We start from the raw sequence: 14,579 nt of genomic DNA, 5'->3' as shown, positions 1-14,579 counted from the left end.
TACACAAAACTTTATATTATTTCATTTGTCAACTTGACAGGGCCAAGTGCAAGTGTAATGCTCTCGGCCTCTTTTTCAGTGCCTTCATTCGCAGATATTGACACTGCGGAAGACGCCACGTAGTATTTAATTAATAGATGTTATGGGAAAGGAATAATACGATGACAAACTATCAAGAACCATTTACGTTTCAATCTGGCATAACCGTTAAAAACCGGCTAATGATGCCGCCAATGACTACTTTACAAAGCTTTTATGACGGTACGATCACCACGGACGAAATCCACTACTACACTGAACGCTCTCAGGGCGTTGGCGCTGTGATCACCGGTGCTGCTAACGTGACTGATATGGGAAAGGGCTGGCCTGGTGAACTCTGTATTGCCCACGACGAAGATTTACCGGGATTGACAAACTTAGCCAGCGCCATCAAGGCTCAGGGTGCTAAAGCGTTCGTGCAAATCTTTCACGCTGGCCGGATGAGCCGGTTAGATGCTTTAAATGGCAAGCAGGCAGTCTCCGCCAGCGCAGTTGCGGGTCAGCACGGTGATGGCTCACAAAAAACCGCGACCCCAAGAGCGATGACGTCAGCTGAAATCCATCAGACCGTTGACGCCTTCGGTCAGGCAACGAAGCGGGCGATTGAAGCCGGTTTCGACGGGGTCGAAATCCACGGCGCTAACCAGTACTTACTGCAGCAGTTTTATTCACCGCAGTCTAATCAGCGCACGGATGAGTATGGTGGTGACCGAGAGAAGCGGTTCACGTTTATTAAGCAGGTGTTAGATAGCGTGTTTGCCGCGGTCAACCAGTACGCTGATCGCCCGTTTGTTGTGGGGTACCGGTTCTCGCCAGAAGAGTTTACCACGCCTGGTATCAGCTTGGAGGATACCTTTTACTTAGTGGACCAGCTTTTGCAGACGCCACTGGACTACCTGCACGTTTCGCTGGACAAATACGACCGGATCGCACAAGCTGATAAGTATCAGGCAAAATCGATCCTAGCTTATTTACACGAACGAATTGCCGGCCGCAAACCATTGGTGGGTGTTGGCGGCGTGCGCAACCGGAAAGACGTTGCAGGATTACTAGCGAACGCTGAATTTGCGGCGGTCGGTCAGCAACTGTTAGTGGACCCAACTTGGGTGCAAAAGTTGATGACTGGCAATGACTCAGACATGGTCACCGGTGACTTTGCCGATGCCATCAAGTATACGTCATTTACGCACCCGCTTTACCAGTTCCTAGTTCCGCGTTATTAGTCATCTAAATAACAATTAACTTCATAAAGGGCCGATTCAGCAATGAATCGGCCTTTTTTTATCAGGAAATCCAGTTGGGTGTTGCGGGTTAATTGCATGTTAAACTATAGTTACTATTAATTTCAGTAAAGAGGGATTTAAAATGTCAAATACCGTATTGATCACTGGTGCCAACAAGGGTATCGGCTTTGAAATTGCCCGCCAGCTAGGACAAAAGGACTGGACGATTCTGTTAGGCGCCCGGAATAAGGAACGCGGATTAGCAGCCGTTCAAAAATTACAAGCGGAAGGGGTCACCGTGGAATGGGTGCCAATCGATCTCAACGACTTGGAAACCATCCACGCGGCAGCCGATAAAATTGCTAACGTTCACCCAGAACTGCGGGTATTGGTCAATAACGCTGGTATTCCCGGTGATATGGATGCTGAACCGCTGGATACCAAGACGGCCGATTTAAAAGCCACCCTGGATGTTAACGTCATCGGCAACTTCGAACTGATCAAAACGTTTACCCCAATTTTGGAACGTAATCATGGCCGCATCATTAATATGACGATTCCGGCAAACAGTAATCGGTTTTTTCACCCGTTTGCGTACTATACCAGTAAAACAGCTTTAAACCAGATGACGAAAATGTTCGGTAAAAGCTTCAAATCACAGCATATTCCTGTAGACATCTTCGGCGTGGTACCAGGCGGTGTCACTACCGACCTGAACAACCACATGGATAACCGTTTCATGCGTTCCGTTGAGGACGGCGCCGGTTCCGTGATTAAATTAATTCTCGATAATCATCACCATCAGGGTAAAACCGTCGTGCGGTTTGGCGGTTTGAAATTAGTTAAGAAGGTCATTACGGGCCATTAGCAATGGTAAACCAACTAGACTGGTTCTTCTAAGTCACGGAAGACCGGTCTATTTTATTCGGTAATTTCCCTTAACCTTGAATGCTGTTGATAGTACAACGTTGTCCCACGCCGGTGGCGATTATGACAATGAAGTTGCCAAAGGAGAACCAATAACCAGTGGGCAGATTAGTAATATTCTTGATAGCATCAGTTTGAAGAATATTACTGCTCAAAATGGTCAGAAATACACGTTTGATCACGCTGACCCAGTAGATGGCAGTCAAACTCAAGCGGGCTCTGTTAACGTCAAGGCTTATTACCGGGCTAACTAATGTTGAGATAGACTTAATAATGAACTTAGATAAATAATTGAATAACACTAAATATACGTAAAGCACAGGGTTCTGGCATTGCTGTCAGAGCCCTTTTTGTAGCCATATGATTATCAATATCTGGGAAAACTAAATATTGAGATTTTAAAACTCAGTCAAAATCGCACTTGTTTTCATCACCTTCAAGCCATAAGCTTACTTTAAGAAGTAGAGGTGACTACCATGAAAAACATCCTGATCGTTGAAGATAGCGATGACATGCAGGGGCTTTTGACCAATATGCTATCATCCGAATACCAAGTCATTAGCGCCTATTCAGGTACTGAGGGCTTGCTGCTGTTTAAAAAGTATCCGGTGTCATTGATTCTATTAGACCGCTTGTTACCTGGAAAAAGCGGGGACGAGGTCCTGCAAATTATTCGCCAGACTTCCCAAGTGCCAATCATCATGCTGACGGCATTAGATGATGCCACAGACATTGCTGATTTACTGGTGGCAGGCGCTAATGATTACGTAACGAAGCCCTTTGATATTAACGTGTTAAAGGCACGCATTATGGTACAGCTGCGACAAACAGGGGTTGATGTAAATGATGAACAGCCCATTGTTTATCAGCAGTTGACGCTGTACCCACAGGAATTCGTGGTCAAAAAGGGCGCTGCAAGCTGTCCGCTGAAGAAAAAGGAATGTGCCATTTTAAAATTGCTATTGATGAACCCGCAACAGATTTTTACCCGAGAACAGCTCTATGAACAGGTTTGGCAAACACCTTATATGGGGGATGAGAATACGATCAACGTTCATCTCAGTAATTTGCGCAATAAGTTAGCCAAACTGGATCCAGACCGTGCTTATATCAAAACCATCTGGGGGATCGGGGTGCGGTTAGCATGATACCATTTGCAATTATCCTTGTGATTCTACTGGCCGTTTTAACTTACTTCTTGCTGATAATGATGGATATCCGAACTTTAATCACCCAGTTAAAATTCATCAACCAGCACACCACAAATCAACAGTTGAAGGTCAAAACTCGCAACGCAGCAGTTGTGGCTTTGACCCAGCAAATCAATCAGTTGATTGCCAAGCAGCAAGCCACCCATCAGCAGTCAGTTCAAACCCAGCAGCAGTTAGACTTAGCAATTCATAATATTTCCCACGACCTGAGGACGCCGTTAACGGTTGCTAGTGGATACTCGCAGTTATTATTAAGCAACGAAAATCTGCCTGAAGCTGAGCACCAGCAGGTCAGTAAGTTAAATCAAAACTTGCAAACATTATCAAAGCACCTTAATCTGCTATTGCTGTATAACCGGCTATTAGAAAATCGGATCACAATTACCCCGAAGCAGTTAAACCTGTCAAAGCTGCTGACACAGACCTGTTTGAATTATTACGACGCGTTGCAGCAGAAACAAATTATGACGACTTTAAAGATTGAGCCAGACATCATGTGGCAACTGGATGAAGAAGCAACCACCCGAATTTTACAGAATATCTTGGGTAATATTTTGGATCACGGCTATCAAAAAGCGACCATTGAACTCAAACACGTTGATCAAGGTGTTCAGCTGACAGCAACTAATCAGTTAATGACGCCCATCAAGAACTTTGATCGGCTACTAGATCGTTTTTACACTGAAGACCTTTCTCACCGAGACCAGAATGCCGGGTTGGGACTATACATTATTGTGGAACTATCACGGATGCAGGGCGGTCAAGTTAGCCTGAATACCAACGATCTGCAATTTCAGATTCAAGTAACCTTTAAAATAGCTAATCAGCCAAAGAAGAATGGGGCGTAATAATGAATTACCCCACAATAGTTAAACCAAAAATCTAACTATTGTGGGGTAATTTTTATACCATCGAGTTCAAAATTAAAGTCGTTAAAAAATACTGCATAGCGGGTCAATTTGACATGATTCAACAACTTATTAGTGTCATTCGTTACATCAAAGCAGTTAAACGTAGCACGGGACAAAAAATTGAAATATTTAGGAATATGGTAAACATGTTCCAAATACCCACGAGACCTTCATCCGTTTTGGAGTAAAAAGGGGATAGTTTAATTTTGACACGGCTAAAAATCAATCACGTCACTAAATCAATTGGCAACAGAAATATTTTGCGCATTGGTAACTTACGTTTTGGAAACAATGGTATTTATGGATTAGTAGGTCCTAACGGTGCCGGCAAAACGACACTCCTTAAGTGTATCTGTGGGCTACTGGTCACAAATACTGGGGACATTAGCATCGATAACTTGGTGCTAAGTCGGGATACCCGCACAGACTTTCTGAAGAAAATCGGTTCTGTTTTTGCGCAGTCTGATAGCCTTTTTAATTTATCTATTAAAGAGCTGCTTGACGAACACTACTTCTTCTTTGGACTTACTGCACCTCAGAAGTGGTCACCGATTTTAGAAAATGTTGGCTTGAACGTATCTGAAAACCAAATGATAGGTAACTTGTCACTGGGCATGCGCCAACGTTTACTACTAGCAGTAGCCATTTCTCATAAGCCCGAAATCTTGATTCTTGATGAACCTTTTAATGGTTTGGATCCTGACGGTGTTGTTTTAACCAAAAATCTGATCAAACAGCACTCTCAAGACAAGATTGTTATTATAACCAGCCATTCGTTCGCTGATTTAAATGACATCATTACGGATGCTGTTGTAATAGCAGATGGGCAGACAAGCTGTATTAAAAGCATCACCAAAATTAATGAAGAATTTTCTGATGGGTTAATGGGCTTTTACCACAGTTTTATTAACTGTACGGTGTCGTTAAATTGAAACCAATTATTAAGGGTAGTCATTATTTTAGGAGGTCTTGACGTTGGAATACTTCGACTTTGAGTTTTCGCATATGAAGAAAATGCTATTACCCCTTGGGTTAACAACTGGGGGCCTACAACTACTATTTCTATATTTCTTTGCAATAGTGGGCAGGTTTGACACAGAAGATGGCAGCAGTATGCTAACACACTATAATGCTGTACTCGCCTTAGCGACGATTGGAACAATGTGTGTGCTGGCAATTTACGGGACGGTACTAGCTGGTCGATATTTAGTCCATGACTACGTTGGCATGAATAAAAGCAAAACATATTTATTGCCAATTAGTCGTAAGGCGCTTTTTTATACCAAAACCAAAGCATTTACTGCATCTCTAAGTTTAGCGATGGCTGTTGGGCTGTTAGTATCAAACCTGACTTTTATGACGACGGATGTCATCGTACCCCTAACTAAGGATCAGTCGTTTACACACATTCTCAATATTATAGTGTCAACGATTGTTTGTATTTGCTTAACACTGACAGTTGTCCTATTTTCTAGTTTTATCGGCATTAAGCTTGATTCAGCCGTCAAAGGCATTACAGCCAGCATTATTTTTGTGGTGTTTCTTTCAAACTTAGCTGCAATTGCACTAATGTCGTATGAACTCGTATCACTACTGATTGCAGTTGCACTAATTGTAATTGCCACCATGGTCTGCATCAGTATGGGGAATGAAATTGATAAGAGTGAGGCACTTTAGTGATTGAAGTAGGGTATCAGCGTCAAGTGCGAATACTTTGTGATAGAAATTAAAGAAGAAGCAGCCCAGAAAAATGGGGTGCTTCTTAGTTTACGTTTAATAAAATAATGCTTACCAGATAATTGGTCCCCTCAGTCCATTGCTTATATAGTCCGTTGTATTTAGCAACAATCCGTTTGATATTTCTAGTACCGAGTCCATCATATTGACGTTTACGACGTGTGACTGTTTCCTCCGGATTGTAGTGATTCTTAATATCGATCAGAAGCTTATCTTGAAATTGTTTAATAACTAAAGAAACTGCAGCATCAGTTGGGTTAGGCAATCTTTTAGACGCCTCCAAGGCGTTATCAATTAAATTACCAATTAAAACTGCCAGGATATCTTTATTGACGTTGATTTGCTCGGATAGAAGTACTTTGATTTCAAATTTAATATTTGCTTGCCTGGCTAATTCGTGTTTATCATTCAGCAAATAATTCAAGATCATATCACGGGTATAAAATTTTTGACGAACATTAAGTTCATCAGTTAATTCTTGTAAATAAACTTTGGCTTCATCAATTTGATTCTGTTCCAGTAGGCCACGAAGAATGATTAATTTATTCTTCAGATCATGTCGAATGGAAGCTAACTTTACCTGCGATTTTTTTAAATTGGAAATATACTTTAGCTGATATGAAAGAGCCTTATTTTGCAATGTGATTTGATTTAATTTTCGAAGTTGCTTGGTGAAACTGCTATACAAGTATAGAATACAAAGATTCATATAAAGGACGCCCAATGCTACTAGCAGTACGAAGTAGGTTGATTGAATCGTGGCATTAACTTTAGCCAGCAGAAAACTAAATAAAACGACGATGGATACTACCGGAATAGAAGTTAAGGCAACCAATGAAGGCCAACTTAAAGATTCAAGGATAAGATGATGTCGGAAAAAGATGAGCTTAAGTGCTAAAAATATCAAAATCTCAATTGTCATCGTAATACTAGTGGTGATAATGACAAACAATAGATTCTGTGCATCATATTGAGGCGATAGTAATGCATCAAAAATGGCTAGGGAAATTGATTCACTGATAAAGTTAATTGCCAGTAGAATGACCATCCAGAAAAACAGATCTCTTTTGGGAACCTCATACTGGCTGGCAATCGTCATCATTGCGATTAGTGTCACAACGATGTTAATGAACGGTTCAATACTGTCGGACGTAAAAAATGCTGCTAGTGAAACGATACCAGCTAACCCTAAAAGGATTAAAATGCGTTTAATTGATAGCCGACTAGTTACTGACCAACTCGAAAAAAAGAAGTTGAGTAAAAAGATGTAAATCAAAAAACTCAATAATCGGATTACAGTATCGATCATAATTTACTCCTCATTTTCATAATGATTGCGTCTCTTGCAGTTGTTTTAAATTTTCGACTAATAGGTATTTTCATTGACTCAAAATCTGTCGTTAAAATAATGTGATCTGCTCCAACTTCTTTAATGTAGTTAATATTTACAATGTATGAGGTATGAACTTGTACAAAGTTAGCGTTTAATTTTTGCAGTAGTTCCGGCGTCGACATAATAGCTTGAAAGGTCTGCTGTACCGTATGGGTAATGACGATACGTTTTTGTTTTTCAAAGTAAACGATTTCTGCAAATTTTAGATTATACTCAATTCGTTTATACGTGAACGAGAAATAGGTGTCATCTAAATCCAAATATTTGATGATTTTTTTGATAACCGGGAACAGTTTTTCTTTCGTTATCGGCTTTAAAATGTAGTCGAATGTTTGAACTTGGAAAACATCTTCCATGTACTCACTAAAATTGGTAAGGAAAACGATTGGTACAGTTAAATTATGCTTACGAATTTCTTTCGCAATATCGATCCCTGATGATGATGGTAATTCAATATCAAGAATGAAGAAGTCATATTGGTTTGATTGCAGCGATGAAATTAATTTTCCTGCAGTGAAGAAAACGGACACGTCAAACAGTGTGGGATTATACGCTGCAAGAGTTCGTTCAATTTCGCCGGTCATTTCTGGAGCGTCATCACAAATTGCTACTCGAATCATCCCATCATCTCCCCCAAAAGATACTAACACTGCTATAATTTTATGAACTCAGTCATGACGCAAACTGCGATAATGTTAACTTAACCTGATAATAGTTTCTCCGTATTTATTATGTCAAGAACAGCCAGAACATTAGCGTGAGTTTTCAAATTAGTTTAATTAGGCACGCATCTCCACATGCTGCCATATCTAAAAATGGTCCAATTCCTGTTAAATGCAAGAACCAGACCATTTATTTAATGTAGTTACTTCAATAAGGCCTCATCCGTTTCAGTCGTTTACAAGTTGCGCTTTCTAAAGGATAAGAAGGCTAATACTAAACAAACGAGAATGGTACCGAATCCCGCCAAAAGCAACTGATTCATTTGACCAGATGTGTAGTGGGTAAAGTAGGCAGAATCAACGTTATTTTGAAAGCTGAAATACTTCAGCCAATGCTGCTTGGTAAAAATCTGTACCAGAATTGTAATGATCAACGGAAAAATGATGGTTGTCACCACAGCAGTGATCGTTGAAAAGAAGAGGTACATGACTAACGTCGCCATGGCAAAAATCGCGCTCAGTTCTAGTAATTGAATGCTAGAAGTTTGAAGTAATTTGACTAAAAAATGTCCGGTGATTTTGCCAAAGCCGTTCTTGAAACCGCCAGCTAAAAAGATGAACAGATAATAGAAAATCACCTGACAAACCGAAATCAGCAGGAAGATAACGTACTTGGAAATAAAGTAGTTAAGCCGCGTCATGCCACTGCTAAGCGGATTCTTATAAATTTTTCTCGAGAATTCAAAACCAATCGTCATGATAAATAAGGGCAAAATAAAGTAAATCAGAATGCTCGTTTCGCTAGACAGCGCTTTAACACATTGGACGCCTGTCCAGTCAACTTTTTGATTGGCTGCCTGAAAATTGGTAAGTGCATCCGAACCACCAGCAATAATACCCATTGATGACGTGAGGATACTAATGGTTGTCACAATAATCATCAGAATTTGGGTGATGTAAAATCCCTTAGAATGGAATAAACGATACATATCAGCTCGCGCCATATTAAGCATTTGGAGTCACCTCGTTTTCAGCGACGATTGATTTGAAATAGTTTTCAAGGTTAATGTGCTCACGGACGATAGTGGTGACACTAACTGAGGCAGCCACAAGCATTTCTACCAATGCCGCGTTATCCAGCGACAGATCATAGATATTGAGCGTATGCTGATCGATAACTTTGAAATCGTCAATCCCCATCTTATTAAGCACCGTAGCTGCCAACTTAGGCTGATCAACTTGCAGTTTGATGTACTCGCGGCTTTTAGCATCAAACTCGTCTTTAGTGAGTTCTTTAATAATCGTTCCGTGATCAATAATGCCAAAACGGGTCGCCATTTGGTAGAGTTCTTCTAGAATATGACTGGAAATAAGAATCGTCATGCCCTGAGTCTGGTTGAGCTTTACCAGTAAATGACGGAAATCAGCAATGGCAATGGGGTCCAGACCGTTAATAGGTTCATCTAGAATTAAAAAATCCGGCTTATTAAGTAGGGCGATTGCCAAGCCTAACTTTTGTTTCATGCCTAACGAGAAGTCCTTGAACTTCTTTTTACCAGTATCGGTAAGCCCCACGAACGCCAACGCATCATCGATCGCATCCTTATCGACGATGCCTTTGATTTTGCAGTAGTAGGTGAGATTCTGACGAGCCGTTAACTGATTGTTGGCAACGGGCGTTTCAATAACGCTGCCGGTTCGTTTCAGCTGTTTAGTGTAATCTTTACCGGAGGTTGCACCGAACAGTGTGATGCTACCTTCATTTGGATAAAGCAGCTGGACAATCGTTTTCAAAATCGTCGTTTTCCCGGCACCGTTTCTGCCAATTAAACCGTAAATATCACCGGGTTGAATGGTTAAATTAACGTGATTCAGAGCACGCTGTTTACCAAAGGTTTTGGTGATATTTTGTAGTTGTAAGATTGCTGCCATGGTTATCATCTCCTGACACTTGTAGAATAATGGTTTAATGTTAATAGATTATTAATTGAAATCTTAAATGTTTATTAACTGCACTTTCAGTTCTCATCCAGTATGCAGTCACTAAGTAAATCAGGAACTGCTTTTTGCTGTTAAGTGCAGCATTTGCAGAAAAAGCCAACTAACAGTTTAAATCTGCTGAAGCGTTTTTAGTAGCGTTAATTGATGTCATCACTCACTTTATAAATGATATAATAAACAACAAATAGCGATTTATTCGCTGAAAGAAAGGGTGAACGTTTATGTTGGGCATTGTAATGGATGTTGTCACGTCACTGGAGGACTACAATGCAGCATAGTCTTCCGCGTCAAGGAGGACAAAAGATTGAAATTAAATGAATATGGTGTGACAGATACACAACCGATCGTTAAGGGACTCGATTTAGCCCGTGTGATTGCTACCAGTCACTTACAGTATACAATTGTGACTGATCAAGGACAGTTTCAGGCACAGGTTTCTGGACGCTTGGCAAACATGGCAATTGCACCTGAAGACTTTCCAACGGTGGGTGACTGGGTGCAGGTTCGATTACCTGGTAATTCGAGTGATTTGGCGATCATCGAGCGTTTCAACGAACGCCAATCCGTGTTTTTGCGTAAAGCGGCAGGGCGTCGTTCCGACGCACAGCTGGTTGCGGCTAACGTTGATTGGGTGCTTCTGACCACGGCGTTAGATGCCAATTTTAACTTGCGCCGACTGGAACGTTATTTAGCGGTCGCAGCATCTTCTGGTGCCCAGGCGGCCATCGTGTTGACAAAGGCTGATAAGGCAAATGATTTGCCGGCACAGCTCGCAGAAGTGAAACAAATTGTCAAAGATACGCCCGTTCTGGTGTGTGATGCAACCCAGCCAGATGGTTTAACCGCACTCGCTGAATTTATGCAACCTGGTCTAAGCTACGCGTTTTTAGGCTCATCTGGTGTTGGCAAGTCAACTTTGATCAATCACTTGCTGGGCAGTGACAAAATCGCTACTCAGGCGGTTCGGAACAGTGATGCTCACGGAAGACATACGACAACTTCACGGCAGCTGATCAAACTGCCGAACGGAAGTCTTGTTATCGATACCCCCGGAATGCGGGAGTTAGGATTAGTAGATGCAGATGTCGATGCAACGTTTGATGATATCAAAGAATTAGCAAAAAATTGCCGGTTTAAAGACTGTACCCACCAAAATGAACCAGGTTGTGCAGTGCAGGCAGCAATCAGTGCCGGTACGCTATCAAGCGATCGTTTAGCAAATTATCAACGACTGCTGGCAGAACAAGACCGAAATACAGATCTACGGGGTAAAGCACGCGAAAACGCCAAAATAAACCGCATGTTTGGTGGTAAAAAACAGATGAAAGCTTTTCGAAAAGAAGTTCAGCAAAGAAAACACCGTTAAGTCTTATTTGATAGGGCGCAAGCCTAATAGGCCTAACCCAAGCGAAAACGAAAAGACATTTTGCTAAACAATGACTTTAAAAAACATACAGCGTTGTGCGAACTAACAGTAAACAGCAAGAAGCCCAGATATCCTTCACGGAAATCTGGGCTTTTTAGTGTCAAAATAGATGGCCTGGCCAATTAAAAAAAGCGCTGACGATTTTCATCAACGCTTAGTATCATAGATATGACAGTTGCTAGTGTCTGTCACTACCTACTTCACTATCTTGTAATAAACTTGTGCAGTTGCCTTATACATAATGACGTACACAACCGCAAAGACTGCTAATGTTGCGGCAACAATCCCAACAAACTGTCCCCAATTGTAGATACCAAAGAGGGTAAGGAGCCGCTGAATAAACGGTGTGACCACGGCAGTATGCACTGCAGCGACAATCAGCGGAATATAGAATAGGGTCAGCAGTTGAGAATTAATCGTGGCGCGTACTTCACGTTCGGATAGGCCAACTTGTTGGAGAATTTTATAGCGTTTAGCATCCGCGAGACCTTCAGCTACTTGTTTGTAGTATAAAATTAATGCCGTTGCTAAGACAAAGATGATGCCAATGAGAATTCCCATGAACAGAAAAGCGCTCATCCAGTTGAGAACATCTTTACGGTTTTGGGCGGCGCTGGTTGCATTAACCGTACCAAGATTAGCGTGTTTAATCGCCTTAGTCATCGCAATTTGATTAGAATCTGAGCCCTTCAGATTGAGATAGACCGTTGTCTGCATGCTCCCCAGAGCCGCCATGATGCTTTTTTCAGCCTTGGGGCTCAACGACCGGGCCGCTTGTAAGATTGCATGATCATCCTTGAAAACGAGAAGACCGTCATTGACCGCCGCATTTTTGACCGTATACGGCATCGCTGCGGTCCCTTGAACTTGCATTCTCCGAGAACCAAAGTACAGCTGTGTGCGCTTCGTTTTATTAGTGGTACCTAACAGAATTCGATTTTGTGCAAGTTGGACGTGCTTGCCGGTCATTTGATTATAGTTTGCTAAGGTCATGATACTGACATTCATCAGGTTTTTGTTAGGCCCAAATGTGCCCTTATAATCGTTATCACTAGCTAAACTGACGTGCTCAGTGCCAAGCTTAACTGGAAAGGCAGCGCTGATTGTAGCAACACTGCGCTTAGTGATCGTCACATGATGTTTTTTGGCAATAGCGGTCACGCCAGCCTGATTTTGCGCCGGTGTGACACCACTTTTAGACTGCTTTTCAGCCGTCGTCAGACGAATATATTGAAAATCGGTAGGGTTATTCATACCGACAATTTGTGGAACACCGCGGTAAAGGGTAATCGTGGTGGCGATGGTAACTAATGTCATGGTAGCTAAAATGGCAATCGAAGCCAGTCCAGCACCATTTTGACGCATCCGGTGAATCATATTAGCGACGTTAATGAAATGGGCCGGTTGGTAATAATATTTTTTGTTCAAGCGAAGCCGTTTGTAAATAAAAACGGAACCGGCAATGAACAGGGCGTACGTGCCGATAATAACCAGGACCACCGCAATGAAGAACCATTGTAAGGCGCCAAGCGCGTCGGTAATTCCAATTGCTGCCGCATAGCCAATAGCAGTCGTGATGATACCAACGATCAGCAGTAACCAGCGCGTTTTCGGTTCGCGTTCACCGGCACTGACAGCTTGCAACATTGCTAGTGGCTGATGAGTACGGAGCCAGTTGGCGTCTAGCAGTACTAGCAACATAAAAATGAGGGCGATCACTGCAGCCGTTTCTAAAATTGGCTGGGGGTTTAAACCAAAGGCAGCCTTACCGGGTACGCCAATCATTTTCCCTAAGATCAAATAACTCAATCGGGAGAAGGCTGTACCAAAAATAACGCCACCGATGATGCTGATGAATGCACAAATCGCTAATTCAGCAGTCACCATTCGCCGGAGCTCGCGCTTACCAAAACCAATCACGCTGTAAAGTGCCAGCTGCTTAGTTCGCTGCTTTAACAAAAAACCGTTGGCATACCAAGCCAGAATAACCGCGAGAATGATCATGACGTAAGCGCCGTACTTGAACATCTCAGCTACTCCTGCCTGAATACCCACATTGGTATTCGCAAAAATGGTTTTGACATCACTGTGTGCTGAAAGCATGACGAGGTTCATAATCGTGAGTAAAGTCATTGCCAGGATAAAGGGGACAAAAATACGTTTATGCGCCCGAATGTTGGTGGCAGCTAAACGGAAGTAGAACATCATTATTCTGCCTCCTTTTGGGTTGCGGCGGCTGAAGATGGCCTGTCAGACTGATTGTTCTCATCCTGCTTAGCCAACATCGCCGTCATCGTGTCGCTAATCTTTATGAGCATTTCATCCTGAGTCAGATCACCGCGGTATAGCTGATGGAATAGGCGACCGTCACGGATGAACAAGACCCGCTGAGCATGACTGGCAGCCACAGCAGAGTGAGTGACCATCAGAATCGTTTGCCCCTCAGCATTTAATTCAGCAAAGAGCTCGAGCAGCTCATCAGCTGTATGCGAATCTAAGGCACCGGTTGGCTCGTCCGCCAGTAACAGTTCAGGGTCGGTGATCAGGGCACGGGCGGCCGCCACTCGCTGTTGCTGCCCACCAGATAGTTCGTAGGGGAACTTTTCCAACTTATCAGCTAGTCCCAGCTGTGAAGCTAGTTTTTTCACACGCTTTTCCATTTCGACGACAGGGGTTTTACTTAAGACCAGTGGCAGCACAATATTATCCTTAACGTTAAAGGTATCCAGCAAGTTAAAGTCTTGGAAAACAAAGCCTAGGTGCTCCCGACGGAATTTAGCCGATTGATTTTCTGGGATGGTGCTTAATTCCGCACCATTTAAATTAATACTGCCCGCTGTTGGCTTATCAAGCGCGGCAATGAGATTCAGCAACGTACTTTTCCCAGAACCGGATTCCCCCATGATGGCCACGTATTCACCGGCTTCCACGGATAATGAAATATCGGTGAGTGCGTTGACCGCGTTCGCATTAAAGCGCGTATGATAGGTTTTAGCGATGCACTTGGCCCTGTCAAGTTGACAAATGAAATAATATAAAGTTTTGTGTA

The 14,579-nt window shown here is 42.4% G+C and carries 14 protein-coding genes; 8 read left to right on the top strand and 6 right to left on the bottom strand.

What is annotated here, in order from left to right; genetic code table 11:
- Nucleotides 1-161: 161 nt before the first annotated feature.
- The 7 genes from CES81_RS12195 (at nt 162) to CES81_RS12165 (ending at nt 5,988) form a co-directional block, all read left to right on the top strand.
- Entirely contained in the window at nt 162-1,262 is a 1,101-nt protein-coding gene (locus CES81_RS12195; protein ID WP_089122003.1) for an NADH-dependent flavin oxidoreductase, read from the top strand.
- 142 nt (nt 1,263-1,404) lie between these two features.
- Entirely contained in the window at nt 1,405-2,130 is a 726-nt protein-coding gene (locus tag CES81_RS12190) for an SDR family NAD(P)-dependent oxidoreductase (RefSeq protein WP_089122002.1), read from the top strand.
- Between the two features lie 76 nt (nt 2,131-2,206).
- Nucleotides 2,207-2,443, top strand: coding sequence for a hypothetical protein (locus CES81_RS12185; protein ID WP_089087808.1), 237 nt, complete (start codon nt 2,207-2,209; stop codon nt 2,441-2,443).
- A 222-nt stretch (nt 2,444-2,665) separates the two neighbouring features.
- Nucleotides 2,666-3,337, top strand: a complete 672-nt coding sequence (locus CES81_RS12180) for a response regulator transcription factor (RefSeq protein WP_089122001.1) — start codon at nt 2,666-2,668, stop codon at nt 3,335-3,337.
- The gene (locus CES81_RS12175) at nt 3,334-4,248 is read left to right on the top strand and encodes a sensor histidine kinase (protein ID WP_089122000.1); all 915 of its coding nucleotides are present in this window, start codon (nt 3,334-3,336) and stop codon (nt 4,246-4,248) included. Before CES81_RS12180 ends, CES81_RS12175 begins: the two co-directional genes overlap by 4 nt.
- Before the next feature lie 269 nt (nt 4,249-4,517).
- A complete protein-coding gene (locus CES81_RS12170; protein WP_089121999.1) occupies nt 4,518-5,243 on the top strand; it encodes an ABC transporter ATP-binding protein in 726 nt (241 codons plus the stop codon).
- Between the two features lie 43 nt (nt 5,244-5,286).
- Nucleotides 5,287-5,988, top strand: coding sequence for a hypothetical protein (locus CES81_RS12165; RefSeq protein ID WP_089121998.1), 702 nt, complete (start codon nt 5,287-5,289; stop codon nt 5,986-5,988).
- An 85-nt stretch (nt 5,989-6,073) separates the two neighbouring features.
- Here CES81_RS12165 and CES81_RS12160 read toward each other — a convergent pair whose 3' ends face one another.
- The 4 genes from CES81_RS12160 to CES81_RS12145 form a co-directional block, all read right to left on the bottom strand.
- On the bottom strand, nt 6,074-7,357 hold the full coding sequence (locus CES81_RS12160) for a sensor histidine kinase (protein ID WP_089121997.1): 1,284 nt from the start codon (nt 7,355-7,357) through the stop codon (nt 6,074-6,076).
- Nucleotides 7,354-8,061 carry a LytR/AlgR family response regulator transcription factor gene (locus CES81_RS12155; protein ID WP_089121996.1) on the bottom strand — a complete coding sequence of 236 codons (708 nt, stop codon included), beginning with the start codon at nt 8,059-8,061 and terminating at the stop codon, nt 7,354-7,356. The genes CES81_RS12160 and CES81_RS12155 overlap by 4 nt, the downstream gene beginning before the upstream one ends.
- A 278-nt stretch (nt 8,062-8,339) precedes the next feature.
- Nucleotides 8,340-9,116: a hypothetical protein gene (locus tag CES81_RS12150; RefSeq protein WP_089121995.1), complete on the bottom strand. Its 777-nt coding sequence runs from the start codon at nt 9,114-9,116 to the stop codon at nt 8,340-8,342.
- The gene (locus tag CES81_RS12145) at nt 9,109-10,035 is read right to left on the bottom strand and encodes an ABC transporter ATP-binding protein (protein ID WP_089121994.1); all 927 of its coding nucleotides are present in this window, start codon (nt 10,033-10,035) and stop codon (nt 9,109-9,111) included. The genes CES81_RS12150 and CES81_RS12145 overlap by 8 nt, the downstream gene beginning before the upstream one ends.
- Nucleotides 10,036-10,408: 373 nt before the next feature.
- On the opposite strand from CES81_RS12145, the gene rsgA reads away from it, so the two are divergent.
- Nucleotides 10,409-11,470 carry a ribosome small subunit-dependent GTPase A gene (gene rsgA, locus CES81_RS12140; protein WP_089121993.1) on the top strand — a complete coding sequence of 354 codons (1,062 nt, stop codon included), beginning with the start codon at nt 10,409-10,411 and terminating at the stop codon, nt 11,468-11,470.
- Nucleotides 11,471-11,725: 255 nt separating this feature from the next.
- Here rsgA and CES81_RS12135 read toward each other — a convergent pair whose 3' ends face one another.
- Together CES81_RS12135 and CES81_RS12130 are read right to left on the bottom strand one after the other, a co-directional pair.
- Nucleotides 11,726-13,738 (bottom strand): FtsX-like permease family protein, encoded by a 2,013-nt coding sequence (locus CES81_RS12135; RefSeq protein ID WP_089121992.1) that lies wholly within the window; start codon nt 13,736-13,738, stop codon nt 11,726-11,728.
- Nucleotides 13,738-14,556: an ABC transporter ATP-binding protein gene (locus CES81_RS12130; protein WP_089122004.1), complete on the bottom strand. Its 819-nt coding sequence runs from the start codon at nt 14,554-14,556 to the stop codon at nt 13,738-13,740. The genes CES81_RS12135 and CES81_RS12130 overlap by 1 nt, the downstream gene beginning before the upstream one ends.
- Nucleotides 14,557-14,579: the final 23 nt, after the last annotated feature.

Source organism: Secundilactobacillus pentosiphilus (assembly GCF_002217985.1).
Classification (GTDB): domain Bacteria; phylum Bacillota; class Bacilli; order Lactobacillales; family Lactobacillaceae; genus Secundilactobacillus; species Secundilactobacillus pentosiphilus.
This window is presented reverse-complemented; position numbering and strand designations above follow the sequence as displayed.

Bases quoted from the DNA above. Each gene is read 5' to 3' on its own strand.
- CES81_RS12195 (WP_089122003.1), top strand. From the start codon at position 162: ATGACAAACTATCAAGAACCATTTACGTTTCAATCTGGCATAACCGTT.
- CES81_RS12190 (WP_089122002.1), top strand. From the start codon at position 1,405: ATGTCAAATACCGTATTGATCACTGGTGCCAACAAGGGTATCGGCTTT.
- CES81_RS12180 (WP_089122001.1), top strand. From the start codon at position 2,666: ATGAAAAACATCCTGATCGTTGAAGATAGCGATGACATGCAGGGGCTT.
- CES81_RS12175 (WP_089122000.1), top strand. From the start codon at position 3,334: ATGATACCATTTGCAATTATCCTTGTGATTCTACTGGCCGTTTTAACT.
- CES81_RS12160 (WP_089121997.1), bottom strand. From the start codon at position 7,357: ATGATCGATACTGTAATCCGATTATTGAGTTTTTTGATTTACATCTTT.
- CES81_RS12155 (WP_089121996.1), bottom strand. From the start codon at position 8,061: ATGATTCGAGTAGCAATTTGTGATGACGCTCCAGAAATGACCGGCGAA.
- CES81_RS12150 (WP_089121995.1), bottom strand. From the start codon at position 9,116: ATGCTTAATATGGCGCGAGCTGATATGTATCGTTTATTCCATTCTAAG.
- CES81_RS12145 (WP_089121994.1), bottom strand. From the start codon at position 10,035: ATGGCAGCAATCTTACAACTACAAAATATCACCAAAACCTTTGGTAAA.
- CES81_RS12135 (WP_089121992.1), bottom strand. From the start codon at position 13,738: ATGATGTTCTACTTCCGTTTAGCTGCCACCAACATTCGGGCGCATAAA.